This is a genomic window from Exiguobacterium sp. s16 (assembly GCF_018618115.1).
Taxonomy (GTDB): Bacteria; Bacillota; Bacilli; order Exiguobacteriales; family Exiguobacteriaceae; genus Exiguobacterium; species Exiguobacterium mexicanum_A.
Genome location: NZ_JACSLM010000014.1, coordinates 13070 through 36430, shown reverse-complemented (window position 1 = coordinate 36430; position 23361 = coordinate 13070). Strand labels below are relative to the sequence as shown.

At 52.4% G+C, this 23361-nt stretch carries 20 protein-coding genes and 2 tRNA genes; all 22 read left to right on the top strand.

Annotated elements, in window-relative coordinates:
• The first annotated feature begins 46 nt into the window (after nt 1-46).
• The 22 genes from metG (at nt 47) to tilS (ending at nt 23348) form a co-directional block, all read left to right on the top strand.
• Nucleotides 47-2008 carry a methionine--tRNA ligase gene (gene metG, locus KNP86_RS14965; RefSeq protein ID WP_034781779.1) on the top strand — a complete coding sequence of 654 codons (1962 nt, stop codon included), beginning with the start codon at nt 47-49 and terminating at the stop codon, nt 2006-2008.
• Between the two features lie 53 nt (nt 2009-2061).
• Nucleotides 2062-2829, top strand: a complete 768-nt coding sequence (locus tag KNP86_RS14960; RefSeq protein ID WP_034781781.1) for a TatD family hydrolase — start codon at nt 2062-2064, stop codon at nt 2827-2829.
• Nucleotides 2830-2846: 17 nt separating this feature from the next.
• Nucleotides 2847-4133 carry a 3D domain-containing protein gene (locus KNP86_RS14955; protein ID WP_251130540.1) on the top strand — a complete coding sequence of 429 codons (1287 nt, stop codon included), beginning with the start codon at nt 2847-2849 and terminating at the stop codon, nt 4131-4133.
• Entirely contained in the window at nt 4126-4686 is a 561-nt protein-coding gene (gene rnmV / locus KNP86_RS14950; protein WP_034781784.1) for a ribonuclease M5, read from the top strand. The genes KNP86_RS14955 and rnmV overlap by 8 nt, the downstream gene beginning before the upstream one ends.
• Nucleotides 4683-5561, top strand: a complete 879-nt coding sequence (gene rsmA / locus KNP86_RS14945) for a 16S rRNA (adenine(1518)-N(6)/adenine(1519)-N(6))-dimethyltransferase RsmA (protein ID WP_214755102.1) — start codon at nt 4683-4685, stop codon at nt 5559-5561. The genes rnmV and rsmA overlap by 4 nt, the downstream gene beginning before the upstream one ends.
• Nucleotides 5562-5643: 82 nt before the next feature.
• Nucleotides 5644-5880, top strand: a complete 237-nt coding sequence (locus KNP86_RS14940) for a Veg family protein (protein WP_021065751.1) — start codon at nt 5644-5646, stop codon at nt 5878-5880.
• Nucleotides 5881-5980: 100 nt separating this feature from the next.
• Nucleotides 5981-6844 (top strand): 4-(cytidine 5'-diphospho)-2-C-methyl-D-erythritol kinase, encoded by an 864-nt coding sequence (ispE, locus tag KNP86_RS14935; protein ID WP_214755100.1) that lies wholly within the window; start codon nt 5981-5983, stop codon nt 6842-6844.
• 73 nt (nt 6845-6917) lie between these two features.
• Nucleotides 6918-7742: a pur operon repressor gene (gene purR / locus KNP86_RS14930; RefSeq protein WP_114165389.1), complete on the top strand. Its 825-nt coding sequence runs from the start codon at nt 6918-6920 to the stop codon at nt 7740-7742.
• Nucleotides 7743-7877: 135 nt separating this feature from the next.
• On the top strand, nt 7878-8177 hold the full coding sequence (spoVG, locus tag KNP86_RS14925) for a septation regulator SpoVG (RefSeq protein WP_034781793.1): 300 nt from the start codon (nt 7878-7880) through the stop codon (nt 8175-8177).
• A 185-nt stretch (nt 8178-8362) separates the two neighbouring features.
• Nucleotides 8363-9718 carry a bifunctional UDP-N-acetylglucosamine diphosphorylase/glucosamine-1-phosphate N-acetyltransferase GlmU gene (glmU, locus tag KNP86_RS14920; protein WP_034781794.1) on the top strand — a complete coding sequence of 452 codons (1356 nt, stop codon included), beginning with the start codon at nt 8363-8365 and terminating at the stop codon, nt 9716-9718.
• A 45-nt stretch (nt 9719-9763) separates the two neighbouring features.
• Entirely contained in the window at nt 9764-10720 is a 957-nt protein-coding gene (locus tag KNP86_RS14915; RefSeq protein ID WP_021065746.1) for a ribose-phosphate diphosphokinase, read from the top strand.
• 55 nt (nt 10721-10775) lie between these two features.
• On the top strand, nt 10776-11333 hold the full coding sequence (gene pth, locus KNP86_RS14910; protein ID WP_034781796.1) for an aminoacyl-tRNA hydrolase: 558 nt from the start codon (nt 10776-10778) through the stop codon (nt 11331-11333).
• 46 nt (nt 11334-11379) lie between these two features.
• Nucleotides 11380-14904: a transcription-repair coupling factor gene (gene mfd / locus KNP86_RS14905; protein ID WP_214755098.1), complete on the top strand. Its 3525-nt coding sequence runs from the start codon at nt 11380-11382 to the stop codon at nt 14902-14904.
• Nucleotides 14888-16435, top strand: coding sequence for a polysaccharide biosynthesis protein (locus tag KNP86_RS14900; protein WP_214755096.1), 1548 nt, complete (start codon nt 14888-14890; stop codon nt 16433-16435). Before mfd ends, KNP86_RS14900 begins: the two co-directional genes overlap by 17 nt.
• A gap of 1 nt (nt 16436) precedes the next feature.
• The gene (yabN, locus tag KNP86_RS14895; RefSeq protein WP_214755094.1) at nt 16437-17852 is read left to right on the top strand and encodes a bifunctional methyltransferase/pyrophosphohydrolase YabN; all 1416 of its coding nucleotides are present in this window, start codon (nt 16437-16439) and stop codon (nt 17850-17852) included.
• Nucleotides 17849-18121 (top strand): RNA-binding S4 domain-containing protein, encoded by a 273-nt coding sequence (locus KNP86_RS14890; protein WP_021065741.1) that lies wholly within the window; start codon nt 17849-17851, stop codon nt 18119-18121. Before yabN ends, KNP86_RS14890 begins: the two co-directional genes overlap by 4 nt.
• Before the next feature lie 45 nt (nt 18122-18166).
• Nucleotides 18167-18541: an FtsB family cell division protein gene (locus KNP86_RS14885; protein ID WP_034781803.1), complete on the top strand. Its 375-nt coding sequence runs from the start codon at nt 18167-18169 to the stop codon at nt 18539-18541.
• A gap of 74 nt (nt 18542-18615) precedes the next feature.
• Nucleotides 18616-19152 (top strand): S1 domain-containing RNA-binding protein, encoded by a 537-nt coding sequence (locus tag KNP86_RS14880; RefSeq protein WP_034781804.1) that lies wholly within the window; start codon nt 18616-18618, stop codon nt 19150-19152.
• Between the two features lie 195 nt (nt 19153-19347).
• On the top strand, nt 19348-21750 hold the full coding sequence (locus KNP86_RS14875; protein WP_214755092.1) for a YhgE/Pip domain-containing protein: 2403 nt from the start codon (nt 19348-19350) through the stop codon (nt 21748-21750).
• Nucleotides 21751-21892: 142 nt separating this feature from the next.
• Nucleotides 21893-21969 (top strand) — tRNA-Met (locus KNP86_RS14870).
• Nucleotides 21970-21978: 9 nt separating this feature from the next.
• A tRNA-Glu gene (locus tag KNP86_RS14865) sits at nt 21979-22050 on the top strand.
• Nucleotides 22051-22118: 68 nt separating this feature from the next.
• Nucleotides 22119-23348 carry a tRNA lysidine(34) synthetase TilS gene (tilS, locus tag KNP86_RS14860; protein WP_251130539.1) on the top strand — a complete coding sequence of 410 codons (1230 nt, stop codon included), beginning with the start codon at nt 22119-22121 and terminating at the stop codon, nt 23346-23348.
• The last annotated feature ends 13 nt before the right edge of the window (nt 23349-23361 follow it).

Genomic DNA, 23361 nt, shown 5'->3' with positions numbered 1-23361 from the left:
CGTGTATAATGGAAATTGCAAATGTCGAAAGGATGGAGAACATACAATGGCGAAGCCTACTTTTTATATTACGACTCCGATTTACTATCCGAGTGCCAAACTACACATCGGTCACGCCTATACGACGGTGGCTGGCGATGCTATCGCGCGTTATAAGCGTCTGAAAGGATTTGACGTCCGTTATTTGACGGGGACAGACGAGCACGGTCAAAAGATTCAGGAAAAAGCGAAAGAAGCTGGCGTGACGCCGCAAGCGTTTGTCGATGAAGTCGTTAAAGACATCAAGGTGTTATGGGACCGTCTTGAAATCTCGTACGATGATTATATTCGTACGACCGATGCCCGCCACAAGGCCGTCGTCGAGCACGTATTCGAGACGCTTCTGAAAAACGATGACATCTATCTCGGTGAATACGAAGGGTGGTATTCGATCCCTGATGAAACGTATTACACGGAGTCACAGCTCGTTGATGGGAAGAGCCCTGACAGCGGTCACCCGGTCGAGCTTGTACGCGAAGAGTGCTATTTCTTCCGTCTCAGCAAGTACGCCGATCGTTTAATCGAGTACTTCGAGTCGCACCCTGACTTCATCTTGCCAGAATCGCGCAAAACCGAGATGATCAACAACTTCTTGAAGCCGGGCCTCCAAGACTTGGCCGTCTCACGGACGACGTTTGACTGGGGTGTCCAAGTACCATCGAACCCGAAACACGTCGTGTACGTATGGGTCGATGCTCTCACGAATTACATCTCTGCCCTCGGCTATGGGTCGGACAACGACGAGTTGTTCAACCGCTATTGGCCAGCCGACGTGCACTTGGTCGGAAAAGAAATCGTCCGGTTCCATACGATTATTTGGCCGGCGTTGCTCATGGCGCTTGACCTTCCATTACCGAAACAAGTTTTCGCCCATGGTTGGTTGCTCATGAAAGACGGCAAAATGTCGAAATCGAAAGGCAATGTCGTCGATCCGATTCCACTCATCGATCGCTACGGACTCGACTCACTCCGCTACTATCTTCTTCGTGAAGTTCCATTTGGAGCGGACGGCACGTTCACACCGGAGGCGTTTGTAGATCGCTTGAATTTTGACCTTGCCAATGACCTCGGTAACCTGCTCAACCGGACCGTGGCCATGATTAAGAAGTATTTCGATGGCGAGATCCCTGCCTACGCGGGCAACGTGACGGAGTTCGATGCCTCGTTGCTTCAAGTTGTCAATGAGACGACAGAGAAGACGGAAGCGGCCATGGAACACATGGAGTTTTCCGTCGCGCTCACAAGCATTTGGCAACTCGTGAGCCGTGCCAATAAATATATCGATGAGACGCAACCGTGGGTCCTTGCGAAGGACGAAGCGAAGCGTGGTGAACTCGCATCCGTGATGACGCATCTGGCCGGCGTACTTCGCCATGTGGCGGTCATGATTCAACCGTTCATGACACGGGCACCAAAAGAAATGTTCCGCCAGCTCGGTCTTGAAGGAAAAGACATGTCATGGGAAGCGCTCGATACGTTTGCGGCCTTCGATGGAGCGGTCGTCACCGACGGGACACCGATTTTCCCACGTCGTGATGTAAAAGAAGAGATCGATGCAATTCAGGAAATGATGCGTCAAGCATCGAAAGCACGTGTCGAGGAAGCCGAAGTGGAGGCGAGCGATGCTGAGGATGAGGACGTCCGTCCAGAAATCACAATCGACGTCTTTGACCAAGTCGAGTTCCGTGTCGGTCAAATCGTCGAGGCCGATAAAATCAAGAAGGCGAAGAAGCTGTTGAAGCTTCAAGTCGACCTTGGTAGCGAGACACGTCAAATCGTCTCAGGCATTGCCGAATGGTATGCGCCGGAAGACTTGGTCGGGAAGAAAGTCATCGTCGTCGCCAATTTGAAGCCGGTCAAACTACGTGGCGAGTTGTCACAAGGGATGATTTTAGCGGCTGATAAAGACGGTAAGCTTGAGCTTGCGACCGTATCTGAGAATATGCCGAACGGGGCCGTCGTCAAATAATCGTTTGGGGGAGACTTCGGTCTCCCTCTTTGTCTATATAAGGAGGAAGCACCATGTTGATTGATACGCATACCCATATCAATGCCGAGCAGTTCAATGAGGATGTCGAGGCGACGATCGAGCGGGCTCGTGCCGCGGGCGTTTCCCCGATGCTCGTCGTCGGATTCGATAACCCGACCATCACGCGGGCAATCGAGCTCGCGGAAACGTATGAGGATATCTATGCCATCGTTGGCTGGCATCCGGTTGATGCCGTCGATTGTACGGATGCTGATTTGAAGAGAATCGAGACGCTAATGGCTCATCCGAAAGTGATGGCGCTCGGGGAAATCGGTCTCGATTACCATTGGGACAAGTCGGAGAAAGATGTCCAACAACGCGTGTTCCGGCAACAAATCGCTATCGCGAAGCGGACGAACATGCCCATCGTGATTCATAATCGGGAAGCGACAGCCGACGTGCTCGATATTTTAGAGGAAGAACATGCCGAAGAGGTAGGCGGCGTGTTCCATAGTTACAGCATGTCCGTCGAATTGTTGGAACGCTGTCTGCGCTTGAACTTCTATATCTCTCTCGGAGGACCAGTGACGTTCAAGAATGCGAAAGTACCGAAGGCGGTGGCGCAACAAGTCCCGCTCGATCGGCTCCTTGTCGAGACGGACTGCCCGTATTTAACGCCGACGCCGTTCCGTGGTAAACGGAACGAACCCGCTTACGTCACGTACGTCGCCGAAGAGATTGCATCGCTACGTGACATGTCCTACGACGCGCTCGCTGAAGCAACGACAGCCAATGCGAAGCGCCTATTCCGTCTCCCATGATGTTCAGGCGCATCATCTTGAGTATTGGTGTCGTAGCGACGGCAGTGTTCGCCTATATGGCGATGCAGCCTGAACCGATCACCATCGTCGACGACGGCGTGACAACCGTGCATGAAAGCCGCGGCGATTCGGTGCTAGAAGTGCTTAACGAGACCGGTATCGTGATCGACGAGGCGGATATGGTGACTCCCGCCTTAAGTGCCGACGTCCCGACGGATCGAGTGATTCATATCGAACGAGCTCGTACCGTGTCGCTTCAAATCGGTTATGGCCAGGTCGAGACGATCGAGACGCGTGAACGGACCGTCAAAGACGTGTTGCTTCGTTATGGAGTGAGTGTACGCGAAGGGGACGACGTGTACCCGGGCGTACGTGCACCGGTCACATCAGGGATGACGATTCGCTACCAGCCTGTCGTCGCCCTCGATGTCATCGTCGGGGACGAGGCGAAGACCTTGTATACGATGGCTCAAACTGTCGAACAGGCGTTACGGGAGGCGAATGTGACGGTTTCTGACCAAGATACGGTCGTCCCGGCTCTCACGACACCGGTACGGGATGGAATGACCATCAGCGTCAATGTGAGTCGAGACGTCGTACAATATGAGAGTCGTCTCATCCCGTTTGAAATCGTCATGGAAGAGGACGATACGCTCGAACTTGGAGAGACCGAAGTCGTGCAAGTCGGCATCCCGGGACTCGAACGGACGCGGTATGCACTGACAGTGGAAAATGGTACAATTACAAATCGGACCGAAACGAGCGTGGAAACGCTACAAAGCGTACGCCCTCAAATCATTAAACGTGGGACGAAAGTCGTGGCCGAACCGGAGATTGAACCGGCAACGAATCAAGAAACGACCGCCACGACCGAACCGTCGAGTCCGTTTCGAGACGAGGCGGAGATTAAGATTGAAGAGACACCTCGTGCCGAGGATGCGCTGGACTTCACTTCCGCGAAACAACTTCTCGTCGAAGCGACCGCGTATACGAACAATGCAGAAGACACGGTCACATTTGATGACAGGGTTCTGACCCGTAGTGGTTATGATGTGACGGATACGATTTTGTATGAAGGGATGCGAATCATTGCTGTCGACCCCGCTATTATTCCTCTTGGCACACGTGTGTACGTTGAAGGGTTTGGCATGGCGATTGCTTTAGATACAGGCAGTGCGATCAAAGGTCATAAAATTGACTTGATGATGGACACGAAAGAAGAAGCGGTAACGTTTGGGCGTCAGCCGCTCACGATTTGGGTTATCCCGAAGCAAGAAGAGAAAGAAGGAAACGATGATGCGTGAAAAAATACAAGAGGTGATTGTCGTCGAAGGTCGAGATGACACGACGCGGCTTCAAGAAGTATATGACGTCGATACGATTGAAACGAACGGATCTGCCGTCTCGAAACAGACGATCGAACGAATCAAACGCGCCCAAGAAACGCGCGGCGTTATCATTTTGACGGACCCAGACTACCCGGGTGACCGAATCCGGGCCATCGTCGAGGAGCAGGTTAAAGGATGTAAGCATGCCTATTTACCTCGGGCCGAAGCGAAAGATAAACGTGGCAAGATTGGGGTCGAGCATGCTTCACCGGCAACGATTCGCCGTGTACTCGAAGCGGTGTATGAACAGCGAGTTGAGACTGACATGCCGCTCGTCACCCGCCAGATGGTGCTCGAAGCCGATTTGATTGGCGGAGCGGACGCTGCGCGCCGTCGTAAACGGCTCGGCGTGTTACTCCGAATCGGTGAACCGAACGCCAAACAGTTTGTAAAGCGCGTGGAAGCGTTACGGGTCACGATTGAGGAATGGGAACGGGCACTGGCTCAGTTAGAGGAGGAAAATCATTGAAAGACATTGCAACAATCCAACGCACGAAATCAATTCTAGAACGTCACGGCTTCTCTTTCAAAAAGTCGCTTGGGCAGAACTTTTTAATTGATTTAAATATTTTGAACAAGATAGTGGATGCAGCTGAGTTGGGCGAAGCGAGCGGGGTTCTTGAAATCGGTCCCGGCATCGGGTCATTGACGGAACAGTCTGCCAAGCGGGCTAAAAAGGTCGTCGCCCTCGAAATCGACCAACGTCTGCTTCCGATTCTGGAAGATACGATGTCTCCTTATCCACATGTGCATGTCATCCACGGCGATGCCCTCGAGCTCGATATTCAAGACATCGTCGAGCGTGAGTTTTTCAGTCAAGGAATCGAAGACATCTCGGTTGTGGCGAACTTGCCGTATTATGTGACGACGCCGATTATCATGCGCTTACTGGAAAGCCAAATCAAGTTCCGTTCACTCGTCATGATGATTCAAAAAGAAGTTGCCGAGCGCATTGGAGCGAAGCCTGGGACGAAAGCATACGGCTCTCTCTCGATTGCGATCCAATATTACGCGGAGGCGAACGTGAGCTTTATTGTTCCAAAAAGCGTGTTCATGCCGGCCCCGAACGTCGATTCAGCGGTCATCACGTTGAAGATGCGTCCCAAACCGGCGGTCGACGTGAAAGATGAAGCCTTCTTCTTCGAGCTTGCCCGGGCCAGTTTCGCACAACGTCGAAAAACGATCTTAAATAACTTGACGAATCACCTCGGGAAAGACAAAAAAATGGAAATCGAACAGTTTTTAAGTGAAGCTGGAATCGATCCGAAACGGCGAGGCGAAACGCTTTCGCTTGAGGAGTTTGCACGGTTAGCTGACACAATTTTACCACTTAAAAACAGTTGACGACCGGATAACGAATCGATATAATATTAATCTTTATTTTTGTTTTTGAATGTGTTATACTTGTAACAGTGAGGTGAAGCGTATGCCAAAGACGTTGCAAGAAATCAGACAGAAACTCGAATCGCATGTTGGAGAACGATTGACGTTGAAAGCAAACGGCGGTCGTAAGAAAGTCGTTACTCGGTTTGGAACGCTCGTTGAGACGTATCCCGCGGTGTTCGTCGTCAAATTGGATGAAGACCATCATAACGTGGAACGTGTCTCATATAGCTACGCTGATGTCCTAACGGATACAGTTAAAATTGAATTCAGTAATTGAACGATAAATGAGGGGCGGATGCATTGGCAGCTGCTTCTTTTTTTGTGCGCTCGTTTACGGTACAATGGCGAACAGGAGATACATGGGAAGGGTGAACGATATGCGCACGATCAGTGTGAAAGCGCCGGCAAAAATCAACTTGACGCTCGATGTCCTTGGGAAGCGGACAGATGGCTATCATGAAGTGGAAATGATAATGACGACAGTAGACTTATCGGACCGGTTAGAATTGACTGTGCTCGATACAGATGAGATTCGGATTCAGTCCGAGCATGCCTACGTGCCGAACGACCATCGAAATTTGGCTTATCGTGCGGCTGAGCTGTTACGGAAGCGATTCAATATCAAACAGGGTGTCGAAATTGTATTAGATAAGCAAATCCCAGTGGCGGCAGGGTTAGCTGGCGGCTCGAGCGATGCGGCGGCGACACTTCGGGGTATGAACGAATTGTTCGACCTTGGCCTGTCGTTAGAAGAGTTGGCCGAACTCGGAGCCGCCGTCGGATCGGACGTATCGTTTTGTGTCATGGGAGGAACAGCCATCGCGCGCGGACGCGGCGAACAGCTGGAGACGATTCCGTCACCGCCGCCGTGCTACGTCGTATTGGCGAAGCCGAAAATCGGAGTGTCGACGGCTGACGTCTATCGTGCCGTGCAGATGGAGAAGATTGTGCATCCAAACACCGAGGCGATGGTCACGGCGATTCGGGATCGGGATTTTGATGGCATCTGTGTAAACTTAGGGAACGCCCTCGAGGCGGTCACGCTCGAACTTCATCCGGAAGTTCGCCAAATCAAAGAGACGATGCTGCACTGCGGAGCGGATGGTGTCCTCATGAGCGGCAGCGGTCCAACGGTATTCGCATTGATTGAGCACGAGCAAAAAGCACATCGTGTCTATAATGGACTGAAGGGATTTTGTCCTGAAGTGTTCGTCGTTCGGATTCTCGGCAAAAAACATTGAACAAAGACGAATGAGAATGATATATTCTGTTTAGAACATTCGTCTATTATTGAAGAAGTGAAGGGGAATCCGTATGAAAATTCGTAGAAGTGGTCGTCTTGTCGATATGACCCGTTATTTGCTGGACCATCCACACCAGCTCGTCTCATTATCGATGTTTTCGAGTCGTTATAAAGCAGCCAAATCATCCATCAGTGAAGATTTGGTCATCGTCAGTGAAATGCTTTCGCATGATGGCACGGGAAAACTCGTCACAGTGCCAGGGGCAGCCGGCGGTGTCATGTTCATTCCAGGCTGGAGCAAGGAAAAGTCGCTCTCGATGATCGACGGCCTATGTGAGCAATTGTCGAAACCGGAACGGTTGCTTCCGGGAGGCTATCTCTATTTGACAGATGTCCTCGGGAACCCGCGTCAAGTGAAGCCGATGGGGCAAGTCTTCGCCTCTGTGTTCGCCGATCGTAAAGTTGACGTCGTCATGACAATCGCGACAAAAGGGATTCCGCTCGCGTACGCTGTCGCCGAGCAACTTGGTGTCCCGTTCGTTATCGTTCGTTCTGACAGTCGTGTCACAGAAGGTTCGACGGTCAGCATCAACTACGTATCAGGCTCATCAAAGGCGATTCGCACGATGGCGCTCGCTCGTCGCAGCTTGCCGCGTGGCGCGAACGTCTTGTTGATTGACGATTTCATGAAAGCGGGCGGTACGATTCGCGGGATGATGAGTCTCTTGAATGAGTTCGAGGCGAACCTCGCGGGTGTCGGTGTCCTCATGGAAGCGGAAGGCGCCGAGAAGAAAATGGTAAGCGAATACGTCAGTTTGATGAAATTGACGAACGTCGATTCGGATGAAGGACTCGTCACCATTTCGCGAGGGAACGTCGAACAGTTCTTAAAGTGATTGGCAAAAATTTGATTTCGTTTTATGATGAAAGGGTATAAGATTCGTACGAAGTCAATCGGTTCGCTTGGAATCATCTCAACCTTTTAGAAGGTACACCACGGTCTAGACAACGATGAAAAGGGGATGCGAAACATGCAGATCACAGACGTAAAAATTCGCAAAGTCGCGACGGAAGGTAGAATGAAGGCACTGGCCTCCATTACACTCGACCATGAATTTGTGGTACACGATCTTCGAATCATTGAAGGGAGTACCGGTCTTTTCGTAGCGATGCCGAGCAAGCGGACGCCAGAAGGGATTTTCCGCGATATCGCTCACCCGATTAATGGAGATATGCGTCAAAAAGTCGAGGCGGCTGTTCTAGAGGCGTACGGCCAAGAGGACGTCGCTATTGCCGAGACGCAAGCACGATACAATGCCATGAATGAGTAATCTTTGACAGCGGATGGGGACCCTTCCGCTGCCTTTTTACGTTTCATTGGTTACGAATGGTTACAACGGTTGAAACCACGTCACGGTTTCGATATAGTAGATACGGTGTAAATAAGATTTGAATGTAGAAAAAAACCGAACAATTGAGTACATTACAGTCGATATGAGATAGGAGCGAATCAAGAATGGATCGTTTTGCAGTCATTTTGGCAGCAGGTAAAGGGACCCGTATGAAGTCGAAGCTATATAAAGTGCTTCATCCGGTCCTCGGAAAACCGATGGTCGAACACGTCGTCGATCAACTCGACAAAATCGGGGTCAGTCGTCAAATCGTCATCGTCGGCCATGGGGCTGAAGCGGTACAAGAGACGTTGGGCTCACGCGTGGAATATGCGGTCCAAGAAGAACAGCTCGGGACAGGTCATGCAGTGCAGATGGCAGAAAGCGAACTCGCGGGTAAACCGGGCGCAACGCTCGTCGTTTGCGGCGACACGCCACTGTTGACAGCGGAAACGCTCGAGGCGCTGTTGGCCCATCATGAAGCCCAGCAAGCGAAAGTGACAGTACTGACAGCCATCGCTGACGATGCGACAGGATATGGTCGTGTCATCCGTGGGGAAGACGGAAACGTTACAAAAGTCGTCGAGCATAAAGATGCGTCTGACACTGAACTAGAAATCCGTGAAATCAACACAGGCACGTACGTGTTCGATAACGAGCTCTTGTTTGATGCATTGAAGCAAGTCGGGAACAACAACGCTCAAGGTGAGTACTACTTGCCGGACGTCATCTCGATTGCGAAAGAAGCAGGCGAAGTCGTGGCAGCACACACGGCGCCGACATTCGATGAAACGATCGGCGTCAACGACCGTGTCGCTCTTTCACAAGCTGAAGCGGTCATGCGCAAGCGGACGAACGAACGCCTCATGCGTGAAGGTGTCACATTCATGGATGCAGCTTCGACATACATCTCACCAGATGCCGTCATCGGTTCGGATACGATCATCTATCCAGGGACGGTCATTCTCGGGAAAACGATTATCGGTTCAGAGTGCGTGATTGGTCCGAATTCAGATATCCGCAATAGCGTCATCGAAGACGGTGCGACGGTTCGTCAATCGGTCGTGAGTGACAGCCGTGTCGGAACTGAAGCACAGGTCGGGCCGTTCGCCCACCTTCGTCAACAAGCAGTCCTCGGCGCGAATACGCGCGTCGGTAACTTCGTGGAAATCAAAAAATCAACGTTCGGAGACGGTGCGAAAGCATCACATCTCAGCTATATCGGAGATGCTTCGATCGGGGAACGCGTCAACCTCGGCTGTGGCTCGATCACGGTCAACTATGACGGCAAGAACAAGTTCGAAACGGTCGTCGAAGCCGATGCCTTCGTCGGCTGCAATGTGAACTTGATTGCTCCGGTGAAAGTCGGAAAAGGCTCAATCGTAGCAGCCGGTTCGACGATCACGGATGACGTTCCTGAAGAGGCGCTTGCGATTGCACGCGAACGCCAAACGAATAAAGAAGGTTACACGAAACGATAAGTTGCTGCCTATTATTATGGAAAACGATGGAGGAGAATCCTAAACATGTCTACTGTATATGAACGTGAAATTCGCCTATTTAGCTTAAACTCAAACCGCCCACTCGCCGAAGAGATTGCCAAGGAAATTGGCATCCCGCTCAGCGATTGCCAAGTGAAGCGGTTTAGCGACGGAGAACTTTACATCAACATCGAGGAGAGCGTGCGAGGCGATGATGTGTACATCATTCAATCGACGAGCTCACCGGTGAACGAAACGCTCATGGAGTTACTCGTCATGATCGATGCGTTGAAACGAGCATCGGTTCGGACGATTAATGTGGTCATGCCATACTATGGTTACGCTCGCCAAGACCGCAAGGCGCGCTCACGTGAGCCAATCACAGCGAAACTTGTCGCTGATTTATTGACGGTTGCAGGTGCCACGCGTTTAATCACGATGGACTTGCATGCTGCTCAAATCCAAGGTTTCTTCAATATCCCAGTAGACCAATTATTAGGTGTTCCACTCATCTCGACGTATTTTGAGACAGATGAATTTAAAGCGAAAGACATTGTCGTCGTCTCACCGGACCACGGTGGCGTCACGCGTGCCCGTAAGCTTGCCGAACGCTTGAAGGCTCCAATCGCCATCATCGACAAGCGTCGTCCTGAAGCGAACGTGGCTGAAGTCATGAACATCGTCGGCAGCGTTGAAGGCAAGACGGCCATTTTGATCGATGACATCATCGATACAGCTGGAACAATCACGCTCGCGGCCGATGCCATCGTCCAAGCTGGTGCAAAAGAAGTGTACGCCTCGTGTACACACCCAGTCTTATCTGGACCGGCGATGGAACGGATCGACAACTCGTCAATCAAAGAACTCGTCGTTTTGAACACGATCGATTTAGAAGGTCGCGAATGTTCGAGCAAAATCAAGCAGATGTCGGTTGCCCGTTTGCTTGGGGAAGCGATCATGCGTGTCCACGAGCACAAATCGGTGAGCACGCTGTTCGATTAAAAAAACGAGGCCCGAAGGCGTTCGCCTTTGGGCTTTTTTGTTCAGGAGGAATAAGATGAAATGTATCGTCGGCCTCGGGAATCCAGGCAAAAAGTATGAGATGACCCGTCACAACGTCGGTTTTTTAGCGATTGATCGCTTAGCTGACAAACATGGGATTCAACTTGATGAAGCCAAGTTTAAAGCATTGATCGGAACGGGAAGAATCAATGGAGAACGTGTCGTCCTCGTCAAACCGCTCACCTACATGAATCTATCAGGGGAGTCGGTACGTCCGATTTTAGATTATTATAAGATTGAGATTGATGACTTGCTCGTCATTTATGACGACTTGGACATGGTGCCAGGGAAACTGCGATTCCGTCCGAAAGGCAGTGCCGGTGGACATAACGGCATCAAGTCGCTGATTCAACACCTGGGAACCCAAGATTTCAAACGTCTGAAACTCGGCATCGGTCGTCCGCCGCATCCGATTAAAGTCGTCGATTGGGTGCTCATGAACTACCGGAAAGAAGATATGCCAGAATTGAATGATACGCTCGATCAAGCGGTGTCCGCCGCGACTGATTTTGTGGACACGGAATGGATCGCGCTCATGAATCGATATAACTAAAGGGTCAACGTACCCTTTTTTGTCGTATGAGGTGGAGGAAATCAAAATGAATGCTTTAGAGAAATTCATGTTGGCATTGCCTGAGACGAATGTGATTCGGGAGCGGTTGCCAAAAGTTGATCGTCAACTCGTCACCGGATTGACGACGAGTGCCAAAGCGCTCGTGTTGGCAGGTTTGGCGAAAAATTCGCCCCGACGTCTCGTGGTCGTCACACATAACATGTACCAAGCCCAAAAAATGTACGATCAGCTCGAGTCGCTCGTCGGCCCGAGTCAAACATTGCTTTATCCGATCGATGAGACGCTCGCTGGAGAACTGTCACTCACATCGAGCCCAGAACTTCTTGCCGCACGGATTGAAGCTCGAACACGTCTCCTTGACGAAACGGGAGGCGTCCTTGTCGTGCCACTCGGTGGGTTACGTCGCTTTATCCCGAGCCCGACGGACTGGCGGACAAGCCATCGAGTCATCAAACCAGGTCAAGAGCTTGATTTGAAGCCGTTTGCTGAGACGCTGATCACGCTCGGATATGAACGAACGGCTACCGTCACCGCACCGGGTGAATTCTCCGTCCGCGGCAGCATTTTAGATGTCTATCCGCTCACGGAAGCGCGTCCGTATCGCATCGATTTGTTCGACACCGAGGTCGATTCGATTTTTACGTTTGATGCTGAGACACAACGCTCACTAGGGGTCGTCGCCGAAGCGGTCATTCCCCCGGCGACCGAGTTTATCGCTTCGACAGAACAATTGAAAAAAGCTGGACAGGCACTCGAACGTCAATATGATCGGACGCTCTCGTTGATTGAGACGGAGACGATTCGTCAAGCACTTGAGGACGGGATTGCCCGGGACATCGAACAGTTCGGTCGAGGTGAGGCGCCCGAAAAAGTTGGAAAGTACACGCCGCTGCTATATAGCTCGACACTCCTCGACTATGTCGGACCGGATGCTGTCTTGATTTTAGATGAAGTGGCCCGGATTGAAGACGCCGCCGATGTGCAAGATCGCGAGGAAGCCGAATGGTTCTCGTCGCTCATCGAACGCGGGGAATCCGTCAGCAACTATACGCTTGCCGTTCCGATGCATAAAGTGTTTCGTGATTTGAAGCAAGTGGCGTTCTCGCTCCTCCCGTCGAGACGGTCGGGGATTCCGGAAACGAACACGGTCCACCTCAGTTGCCGTCCGCTCCCGGCGTTTCACGGGCAGATGCACTTGCTGAAGCAAGAAGTCGAACGTTGGCAACAAGGTGACCATCGTCTCGTCTTCTTAGCAGGGGATCAAACGCGGGCCGACAAGGTGGTAGCATTGCTTGAAGACTATGGCATCTCGTCAACGTTCACAAATGTGGACGGCGAGTTGTTGCCGCGTCATGTCCACGTCATGATTGGACAAATCGAGGGCGGATTCGAGCTCTCGACGAGTCGCCTCGTCGTCGTCTCCGAAGAAGAGCTGTTCAAACGCGTCACGAAGCGGAAACGACAGACGAAGAATTTGACGAACGCCGAACGGATTAAAAGTTATCAAGAGTTGAAGCCGAACGACCACGTCGTCCACATCCATCACGGGATCGGGAAGTACCTAGGCATCAAAACGATTGAAGTCGGCGGCATTCATCAAGACTACTTACATCTCGTCTATGCCGGTGACGATGCGCTCTACGTCCCGGTCGACCAAATCGATCTCGTCCAAAAGTACGTCGGGGCGGAAGGCAAAGAGCCTAAGATTTATAAACTCGGTGGGACCGAGTGGAAGAAGGTCAAATCGAAAGTCGCCAAATCGGTCGAAGATATCGCCGACGAGCTGATCAAGTTGTATGCGGCGCGGGAAGCGTCCGTCGGTTATGCGTTCCCGACCGATGACGAGGAGATGGGTCAGTTTGAAAGCTCGTTCCCGTATGCGGAGACAGAAGACCAGGTCCGTTCCATCGCCGAAATCAAAGCCGATATGGAACGATCACGGCCGATGGACCGTCTCCTTTGTGGCGATGTCGGTTACGGAAAGACGGAAGTGGCGATTCGAGCCGCGTTCAAAGCTGTGCTCGCTGGTAAGCAAGTCGCGTTCCTTGTGCCGACGACCGTACTCGCACAACAGCACTACGAGACGATGCTCGAGCGGTTCAGTGAGTTTCCAATCAACGTCTCCGTCATGAGCCGCTTCCGCTCGAAAAGCGAGATGGCGGCGACGAAAAAAGGCTTGAAAGAAGGGACGATTGACGTCGTCGTCGGGACGCACCGCGTCTTGTCGAAAGATGTGACGTTCGCCGACCTCGGGCTCGTCATCATCGATGAAGAGCAACGTTTCGGGGTTAAGCATAAAGAACGGCTCAAACAGTTGAAGACAAATATCGACGTCTTGACGCTGACGGCGACACCAATCCCGCGGACGCTCCACATGTCGATGATTGGGATTCGGGACTTGTCAGTGCTTGAGACACCGCCGGAGAACCGCTACCCGGTGCAGACGTACGTCATGGAATATGACGGTATCGTCTTGCGTGAGGCACTCGAGCGTGAACTCGCGCGAGGCGGGCAGGCGTTCTTCCTCTATAACCGGGTCGAAGGTATCGAGCGGAAGGCTGAAGAGATTCGCGCTTTGTTACCGGAAGCGCGGATCGCGACGGCGCACGGTCGGATGACCGAGACTGAACTCGAGAGCCAGCTTATCAGCTTCCTCGAAGGAGAAGCCGACGTGCTCGTCTCGACGACGATCATCGAGACCGGCATCGATATTCCGAACGTGAACACGCTCATCGTCCACGATGCGGACAAGATGGGGCTGTCACAGTTGTACCAGTTGCGCGGTCGTGTCGGTCGTTCCAACCGAATCGCCTACGCCTACTTCACGTATCGGAAAGATAAACGCTTAACCGAGGTCGCGGAGAGCCGGCTACAGGCCATCAAGGAGTTCACGGAGCTCGGGAGCGGGTTCAAGATTGCGATGCGCGACTTATCGATTCGCGGTGCCGGCAATCTGCTCGGGGCTCAACAGTCCGGGTTCATCGATTCGGTCGGATTCGACTTATACTCGCAAATGTTGTCCGAAGCCATCGAAGAACGGAAAGACCGGATGCGCGGCCAGGCGAAACAAGTCGTCTTCAAACCGGAGATTGCGTTCCAAGCGGACGCGTATATCCCGGACGAGTATTTGTCAGACAGCGAATTGAAAATCGAGATGTACAAGCGCTTCAAATATGTCGATACACCAGAGGCGCTGTTCGCCCTCCAAGACGAGTTGATCGAACGGTTCGGGGAATTCCCAGAGCCTGTCGCCCTCCTCATCCAACTGACGCGTCTGCGCATTTATGGGGAAATGGCGAAAGTGGCCCGCATCAAACAGACGCCGGGTCGCATTGAGATGGTATTGTCGCTCGAATCGACGACAGCGCTCGACGTGCCGTCGTTCATGGAGTGGACGATGCCGCTCGGTCGGAAACTTGGCGTCGGTCAAGACAACGGTGCTCTCAAGTTGTCGCTTAGCGGCAGGATGCCGGTCATCGAACTGTTGAACGATGCCGATACGGTACTCGAGGAGCTTGTGAAGAGGTTGGCCCATGCGGTCGCCAAGTAAATTTGCGACCGGGGTCATCTTATTTGCGCTTGCGGGTTATCTTTCAAAATTCATCAGCTTCGCTTATCGGGTCCCGTACCAAAACATCGCGGGAGACTTTGGCTTATACGCCTATCAGACGGTATACCCGTTTGCTGCGATCGTCGCCTCGCTCGGCATGTATGCGATGCCGGTCGTGATTGCGAAAATTGGTGTCGGGGCCCAAGGGCCGAGACGCAAGCTCGAGGTGTTGTGGGGGAGTTTTTATGTCTTACTCGGCCTCGGCTTCGCCCTTGTCGTCGCGATGTGGATGCTCGCACCGGCGATTGCCCGTCTTCTCGGTGACATGCAGCTCGCACCGACGTTACGCGTGATCAGCCTCAGCTATTTGCTTATGCCCGCGTTGGCGGTGCTCCGCGGTTCGTTCCAATCGGTCGATGACTTAAGGCCAAGCGCCATCTCGCAAGTGCTCGAGAACCTTGTCCGTGTCACAGTTCTGCTCGTCGCTCTGTTGATTGGCGTCCGCTTTGGACAAGACGCCTATACGCTGAGCCGGTACGCGTACGCGGCGACGCTCGTCGGAGGTGTGGTGGCGATTATCATCTTATCGTTGTGGGCGAAGAAGCTGCGGGTCGTCCCGGTCCAACGTGCGACGTTGCGGTCTGTCCTTCGGATTTTACTGACGACCGGCTTTGCCGTTGGCTTCGCCTCGCTCGGGATTTTATGGATGCAGCTCGTCGACTCATTCACGATTGTCAATCTGATGGGTGGAGACTACGCCGCGAAAGTCGGGAAAGGGGTATTTGACCGAGGTTATCCGCTCGTTCAATTTGCGATTCTTTTCACGACGGCTCTCGGGATGGCGAACGTGCCAAATTTGGTGCGCCATTACCGGGCTGGTCGTGTCGAGGCGACGTCATCCGGACTCAGCTCGATGATCCGTGTGACGACGACAGTCGCCGCAGCGGCGACCATCGGCTTGATGGGTGTCATGCTTCCATTAAACATTGCCTTATTCGAAAATGCCGCTGGGACAATGGCACTCGTTCTGTTGGCGACAAGTACGTTTGCTGCTTCGCTTGCCGTGGCGAGTATGACGTGCCTACAGGCGATTGACCGGGAACGGACGGCCGCTGTCGGTATGATTCTCGCGATCGGTGTCAAACTCGTCAGCAATCTGTGGCTCGTCCCTCCCTATGGCATCGAAGGGGCTGCCCTCGGGACATCCCTTGCCTTTTTAACGATGGCCGCCTTCAATTTCAATCGGCTCGATCAAATCATTCCGCTTGGCATGCTCCGATTTCGACACTATGGGCGTCTCATCAAAACGGTGGCGCCAATGGGGGGTGTCTTGTTCGGTTTGAATGTCATCATAATGAACTGGCTGCCAAATCGTCTCGATGCTCTCGCTTGGCTCGGCTTTATGCTCGTAGTCGGGGCTGGCAGTTATGTCTGGCGGTTATGGAAAGAACAAATCTTGACGATAGACGAGTGGGAAATGATCCCGTTCGGAGGTCGTCTCATCAATCTGCTAGAGAAAAAGGAGAACTGATATGAGTTACGGAATTACGGTCGTCGGCCTCGGGTCCGGCGAACTCGAGCAATTGCCGCTCGGTGTCTATCGTCATTTGAAACAGCAACCTCTCGTTTGGTTGCGTACGAAAGAACATCCGGTCGTTCAAGAGCTGGAGACGGAAGGGGTCCACTTTGAATCGTTCGACTCGATTTACGAGTCGTGCGATACGTTTGAGGAAGTGTATGCCAAAATCGTTGAGACGTTGCTCGACAAGAGTGAGGAGTTGGCCATCACCTATGCTGTACCAGGTCATCCGTTCGTAGCGGAGCGGACCGTCGAACTGCTCGTCGAGCAAGGTGCGGACGTCACGTTTCTCGGCGGTCAGAGCTTTTTGGACGCCATGTTCCAAGCCCTGCGCATCGATCCGATTAACGGCTTCCAATTGCTTGATGCGACCGCGCTCGATGTGGAACGGATTCAAGTGACCCAACATGTGTTGATTGGCCAAGTGTATGATGGGTTCGTGGCCGGAGACGTGAAAGTCCAGTTGATGGAACGTTATCCAGATGAGCACATCGTTAAACTCGTGACGGCCGCCGGGACGAAACGCGAGCGGGTCAGTGAAATCCCGCTCTACGAGATGGACCGCGTGGCAGAAGTCGACAACTTGACGACGCTCTATGTGCCGCCGCTCATGGATGAGACGCATTTGGCGCGCGAGTTTTCGACGTTGAAGCATATCATTGCGACGCTCCGCGGACCGGACGGGTGCCCATGGGATCGGAAGCAGACGCACGAGTCGCTCCGCAAATATTTGCTTGAAGAAGCATATGAGTTGATTGAAGCGATTGACGCGGAAGACGATGATGCCATTGTCGAAGAGCTCGGTGACGTTTTGCTTCAAGTCATGCTCCACGCCCAAATCGGGGCGGACGAAGGCTATTTTGATATCCGGGACGTCATTGGCGCCGTCAGCGAGAAGATGGTCCGCCGTCACCCCCACGTGTTCGGTGACGTGACAGTAAACGATGCCGATGATGTCGTGACGAATTGGAATGCGATTAAACAAGTGGAAAAAGGGGAAAAAAGAAAATCGCAGCTAGATGGTGTCCTCATGACTCAACCCGGGTTGATGCGGGCCGAGCAGTTGCAGAAAAAAGCTGCACAAGTCGGTTTCGAATGGGACGATGTTCAAGGTGCGTTCGAGAAGTTGGAAGAAGAACTCCGCGAGTGGAGAAGTCAGCCGGAAGATGAACGAGAACTTGGCGATGTCCTGTTCTCAATCGTCAACGTGGCGCGCTATTTCAAGTTGAACGCTGAGCAGGCGCTCGAACGGACCAACCAAAAATTTAAGAGACGATTCGAATACATTGAAGCGAACGGCTCCCTCGACGAGATGACGCTCGACGAGATGGATCGGCTCTGGGATGAAGCGAAGGAGAAGGGATTATGAGATTAGACAAGTTTTTGAAAGTATCCCGTTTGATTAAACGGCGCACATTGGCGAAAGAAGTCGCCGACCAAGGCCGAATTCAGTTGAACGGACAAGTGGCGAAAGCGAGCACGGACGTCAAAGTCGGTGACGAGTTGCAAATTCGCTTCGGAAACAAGCTCGTCACGGTTGTCATCGACTCGATTGCCGAGCATGCTCGAAAAGAGGACGCGAAAGAAATGTACCGCTTGCTCAAAGAAGAAAAGGTGAACAGTGGTACGGAAGCGTAAAAAAAAGGTATACTGAACGTAACAGGACAGGAGGAAGGTGATTCGATGAATGGACGTAACCCGATGGAACGCAAACAGCGGATTCGGGCTCTTGATGAACGAAGAGAACAGCTGGAAAAAGAACAGAACCGGCAACGTATCCATCTTCGACGCCGCCTGGCTGCAGCCTCGCTTCTCTTTTTGTTGATGATTGTCTTCATCGGTCAGAGTTACTTCTCGAAAGTCGGATATGTGTCCGAGCAAGAACGGAAACAAAATGAAGCGCAAGTCGAACTTCGGGAAACGAAGGACGAACAGTCAGAACTAAAAGAGCAGGTCGAGCGTTTACAAGACGAAGAATACATCGCCAATCTAGCGCGCAACGAGTTGTTGTTCTCGAAAGATGGCGAGATTATTTTTTACTTCTCACCAGAGGAATAAGTGGGTTCGTTGACCGTTGACGAATCGACTCGTATAATTGTAGGGAATCAATCAAAAAAGGAGTACATTATTTTATGTCAATTGAAGTAGGAAGCAAGGTACAAGGTAAGGTTACAGGGATTACGCATTTCGGAGCGTTCGTAGAGCTTCCAAATGGCAAAACGGGTTTGGTGCACATCAGTGAAGTGGCAGATTCTTACGTCAAAGACATCAATGAGGTTCTAACGGTCGGTCAAGAAGTGACGGTCAAAATCTTGAACGTCGAAAACGATGGCAAAATCGGGTTGTCTATCAAAAAGGCCGTCGATCGTCCTGTCAGTGAACGCCCAGAGCGCCCAGCCGGCGAGCGTTTCTCTCGTGGCCCACGCCCAGGTGGCCCGGGTCAAGGCGGCCCACGCCCAGGTGGTCCAGGACAAGGTGGCCCACGCGGTGGCGGCGGTCCTCGCGGTGGCGGTCCACGTGGTGGCGGCGGACGTCGTGAAGTACGCCGTGAACCAGAAACGTTCGATACGTTGATGAGCAAGTTCTTGAAAGATAGCGACGAGCGCTTGACAACGTTAAAACGTCAAACCGACTCAAAACGCGGTGGACGTGGAGCCAAGCGCGGGTAACCCTTCGTAAACCATCAGCTTCTACTCGTAACAATAAAGACGACGAACCACAGACTGTCACAGTCTGTGGTTTTTTGTCGTCTATTTTTTTGTTATGAAAAATAACTAAAAAGGGTTGCATTTTTGAAAGGAAGCGAGCACAATAGGGAACATGAAAAAATAGTTATGTTTTATAAGTGAAAGGTGAGAGTTGAAATGAATGGATGGAAACTGTGGACAGCAGAATGGCGCAGTATCGGGAAAGATCGACGGGTATGGATTCCGATTCTCGCGGTCGCGCTCGTGCCGCTTATGTATGCCGGGATGTTTTTATGGGCTTTTTGGGACCCGTATGGACAAATGGAAGACTTGCCGGTGGCACTCGTGAACGAGGACCAGGGTGCAACGTTCGATGGGAAACAACTGACTATCGGTGATGAACTCGTAGAGAAATTAAAGACATCTGATGCGTTCGAATTTGTCGAGACGACAAAACGAGAGGCTGAGTCAGGATTGGACGACCATGACTATTACATGGCGATTGAGATCCCGGCGGATTTCTCGGAAAAAGCGACGACCGCGCTCGATAAAGAGCCGGAGAAGCTCGAACTGAAATACATCGCCAATGAGTCGTATAACTTTTTAGCGGCTCAAATCGGAGGTTCGGCGATGGAACAAGTGAAAGGCGAACTATCGACCGAGGTCGCCAAACAGTACGTCAGCGCGATGCGTGACGGAATTCAAGATGCCGCTTCTGGGCTCGATGACGCCGCAACCGGGGCTGCGAAACTAGCAGACGGTTCGAAGACGGCCGAGAACGGCGCGACCGAGTTGGCCGACGGGACTGCGCTGCTCGCTTCGAAACAACAGGAGTTGGCCGACGGAGCGAGTCAATTGAATAAAGGTGTCGCGCAACTCGAGGCAGGGACGACCGAGTTGGCGAACGGAAGCCGACAAGTACATGATGGCAGTGCCGCCTTATCAGACGGGGCTCGTCAAGTGAATGACGGGGCGTCCGCCCTTCAAGACGGGACGAACCAACTCGTCGAAGGGACAGACACGTTCGCTTCGAAGTTGGAGGAATTGCACAGCGGGACGGCTTCTCTCAATCAAGGCGTTCAACAACTCGCGGCTGGGATTCAGCGTTCGAAGGACGGCAGTGATCAATTAAGCGCCGGTTCGAATGAGTTGGCGGCCGCGATGACAGCGGCGAAAGAAGGCAATGCTGCTCTATTGGCAGGTGAGGCGGAACTCATGGCCGGAATCGGTCAGATGAAGACGGAGATGTTGGCCAGCCAAGACCAGTTGATCACCCAGCTGGCAGCACTCGCCGAGGCAGGGCAACCTGCTTCACCAGAGATGCTACAGGCGATCGTAGCCCAATTGGCGGAAGGTCAAACAGCGACCGCAGCCGGGTTCGATGAACTGGCAGCGGGAGCGACGCGTGTGAAAGAAGGACAGGCCGCGCTCGGTGACGGATTGACGCAAGCAGAGGCCGGTGCCAATGAACTTGCTTCGGGACTGGCGACGTTACGTGACGGACAAGCCGAGCTCGCAAGCGGGGCACAGGCGTTAGCGGATGGGTCGACACAAGTGGAACAAGGGGCTCAAACGGCCGCTACGAGTTCGAAAGAGCTGGCTGCCGCGAGCAACCGAATAAATGCCGGGGTCGGGGAGTTGAAAGACGGGACGTCCGAACTTGCGACCGGTAGTGACCGTCTGACCGAAGCGACAGGAGCTCTTTCAGAAGGAAGTTCAAAACTCGCGGACGGAGCGAAGAGTGCGGGTGACGGAACGGACACACTTGCGGACGGCGCTGTACGTTTGGCAGAGGGCGGTAAAGACCTTCAGTCAGGTAGCGACCAGCTCGCAGACGGAGTGTCCGAACTTGCGGCTGGCAACAGCAAGTTACGGGACGCGCTCGCCGATGGGGCCGAAGCAGCCGCAATCGACATTCGAGACGATAACGTTGACATGATGGCCGGACCGGTCACAGTCGTCAACGACTCGATTCATAAGGTGCCGAACTACGGAACGGGCTTTGCACCGTATTTCATGTCACTCGGTCTATTCGTCGGGGCGCTCTTGTTATCCATCGTCTACCCGCTGTACGATCCGGCTGGTAAGCCGAAACGCAGCCTGTCGTGGCTCGTCTCGAAATCGGGTGTCCTACTCGTGGTCGGCTTTGTTCAAGCGCTTGTCTTAGATGTGGCGATGGTCATGCTACTCGGACTTGAAGTCGAGGCACCGTTGCAGTTCTTCGGATTCAGTTGGCTCGTCAGCATCACTTTCTTGTTGATCGTACAATTGCTCGTCACGACACTCGGGAACCCAGGTCGTTTCGTGGCCATCGTCCTATTGATCCTGCAACTGACGACGTCGGCCGGAACGTTCCCGCTCGAACTCATTCCGAGCGCGTTACAACCATTCAACGCCTGGTTGCCGATGACGTATACGGTTGCTGGTTATAAAGAGATTTTGTCAGCGGACGGTTGGAGTTATTTGCAACAAGCCATTGTATATCTAGCGTTTGTATCGGCTATTTGTTTCTTCTTGCTTTGGGGTTATTTCCACATTGCCTGGAAGAAAAAATATCGGCTGACGACGTCAGAAGCGTGATACACAACGAACTGAAAATCGTGTATAGTGGATAAGACGACACTATACACGATTTTTTTGTGAAAAAACTTTTAAAAAAGAATTGACACTGGCGTGGGTACTGGTTATTATAGAAAATGTGCTTAGGACACAACAATAACATGGCGGTGTAGCTCAGCTGGCTAGAGCGTACGGTTCATACCCGTGAGGTCGTGGGTTCGACTCCCTCCGCCGCTACCATTTTATTTAGGCCCGTTGGTCAAGCGGTTAAGACACCGCCCTTTCACGGCGGTAACACGGGTTCGAATCCCGTACGGGTCACTTACCTAAGCGAAAAGAAGCCATCTCACTCGAGATGGCTTCTTTTGTTATATCAAGGAGGGCGACGGATGACGAAAGTATTGATTGCTGTGTCAGGTGGAGTCGATTCGGTCGTCTTGTTAGACCGTGCCGTCCAGAGCGGTCTTGAGATCGGGGTGGTCCACGTCCACCACGGATTGCGTCTCGAGTCGGATGAAGAGTATGAATTTGTGCGACGTCTTGCCGACTCGTACGACGTGCCGTTTCATGGCAAACGGCTCACTTTCCCGAACGGTGGTTCACAAGCTGCTTACCGGACAGCACGTTATGCATTCTTTGAAGAAGTCATGCGTGCGTTCGGGTATACACAACTGATGACGGCTCATCATGCGGACGATCAACTCGAGACGGTTCTCATTCAACTACACCGTAACGTCGTCGAAGTAACAGGAATTCCCGAATGTCGTCCGTTTGCAGGAGGGGAGCTCGTCCGCCCGCTCCTATCGGAAACGAAACGAGAACTGATTGCCTACGCCAATCGACATCGTCTCGAATGGCGAGAAGATGCGAGCAATGCCGAAGCGGATTACTTACGAAACAAGCTGCGGCATCAGCTCGTCCCGCAACTCCTCGCCTCTCGACCGGATCTCGTTTACGTCGTGAGCGAGACGGCAAGGCGTCAGCGCGAACTATGGGACGCTCGTTATCGACGGATGGAGATATGGATGGATACCTCAGTTCATTTTGAGATGAAAGCGTTTCATGTGAAACTAGACGACGTGCTCGGTTTAGATCGGTTTGAGCGACACGTCGTGGGGCGATTGCTCTCTACTCGATATGGGGTAGAGGTAGGAGAAGCGATGGAACGTCTTCTTGAGAATCCACGAGGGTCAGGACACTTTGATTTAGAAGGTCCGTGGCAACTTTGGAAACAAGGTGGAAACTTGTCATTGCAGATAACCGATCGACCGCTGCCTCTCCCGACTGAACTAGTGGTGACGACGTTCCCAGCATGCGTAACGTTCGGTGAGAGTCGATTTTCACTTGAAATCGTCGAAGAGGCACATGGCATCCCGCTCGAGGCGATCGAGTTGCCGTTGATCATCCGTTCTGTCGAGGCTGGGGACGCGATGAAACTGTCCATCGGGACGAAAAAAGTCGCCCGCATCTTCATTGACGCGAAGATTCCGCGAGAAAAACGGCCTTTTGTCCCATTGGTAGTTGACGCAACGGGACGGATTATCGCTATAGTAGGGGTAAGAGTTTCCGATTTTCCGGATAAGTCGGGTGCGATGTGCCCACGATTAATGGTAAAATGATGATTGTGTCGGA

Excerpts from the sequence above, each read along its gene's own strand:
- purR (WP_114165389.1), top strand. The coding sequence starts at position 6,918 with ATGAAAATTCGTAGAAGTGGTCGTCTTGTCGATATGACCCGTTATTTG.
- glmU (WP_034781794.1), top strand. The coding sequence starts at position 8,363 with ATGGATCGTTTTGCAGTCATTTTGGCAGCAGGTAAAGGGACCCGTATG.
- yabN (WP_214755094.1), top strand. The coding sequence starts at position 16,437 with ATGAGTTACGGAATTACGGTCGTCGGCCTCGGGTCCGGCGAACTCGAG.
- ispE (WP_214755100.1), top strand. The coding sequence starts at position 5,981 with ATGCGCACGATCAGTGTGAAAGCGCCGGCAAAAATCAACTTGACGCTC.
- KNP86_RS14960 (WP_034781781.1), top strand. The coding sequence starts at position 2,062 with ATGTTGATTGATACGCATACCCATATCAATGCCGAGCAGTTCAATGAG.
- pth (WP_034781796.1), top strand. The coding sequence starts at position 10,776 with ATGAAATGTATCGTCGGCCTCGGGAATCCAGGCAAAAAGTATGAGATG.
- KNP86_RS14875 (WP_214755092.1), top strand. The coding sequence starts at position 19,348 with ATGAATGGATGGAAACTGTGGACAGCAGAATGGCGCAGTATCGGGAAA.
- rnmV (WP_034781784.1), top strand. The coding sequence starts at position 4,126 with ATGCGTGAAAAAATACAAGAGGTGATTGTCGTCGAAGGTCGAGATGAC.
- tilS (WP_251130539.1), top strand. The coding sequence starts at position 22,119 with ATGACGAAAGTATTGATTGCTGTGTCAGGTGGAGTCGATTCGGTCGTC.
- KNP86_RS14890 (WP_021065741.1), top strand. The coding sequence starts at position 17,849 with ATGAGATTAGACAAGTTTTTGAAAGTATCCCGTTTGATTAAACGGCGC.
- metG (WP_034781779.1), top strand. The coding sequence starts at position 47 with ATGGCGAAGCCTACTTTTTATATTACGACTCCGATTTACTATCCGAGT.
- KNP86_RS14900 (WP_214755096.1), top strand. The coding sequence starts at position 14,888 with ATGCGGTCGCCAAGTAAATTTGCGACCGGGGTCATCTTATTTGCGCTT.
- KNP86_RS14915 (WP_021065746.1), top strand. The coding sequence starts at position 9,764 with ATGTCTACTGTATATGAACGTGAAATTCGCCTATTTAGCTTAAACTCA.
- KNP86_RS14940 (WP_021065751.1), top strand. The coding sequence starts at position 5,644 with ATGCCAAAGACGTTGCAAGAAATCAGACAGAAACTCGAATCGCATGTT.
- spoVG (WP_034781793.1), top strand. The coding sequence starts at position 7,878 with ATGCAGATCACAGACGTAAAAATTCGCAAAGTCGCGACGGAAGGTAGA.
- KNP86_RS14885 (WP_034781803.1), top strand. The coding sequence starts at position 18,167 with ATGAATGGACGTAACCCGATGGAACGCAAACAGCGGATTCGGGCTCTT.
- mfd (WP_214755098.1), top strand. The coding sequence starts at position 11,380 with ATGAATGCTTTAGAGAAATTCATGTTGGCATTGCCTGAGACGAATGTG.
- KNP86_RS14880 (WP_034781804.1), top strand. The coding sequence starts at position 18,616 with ATGTCAATTGAAGTAGGAAGCAAGGTACAAGGTAAGGTTACAGGGATT.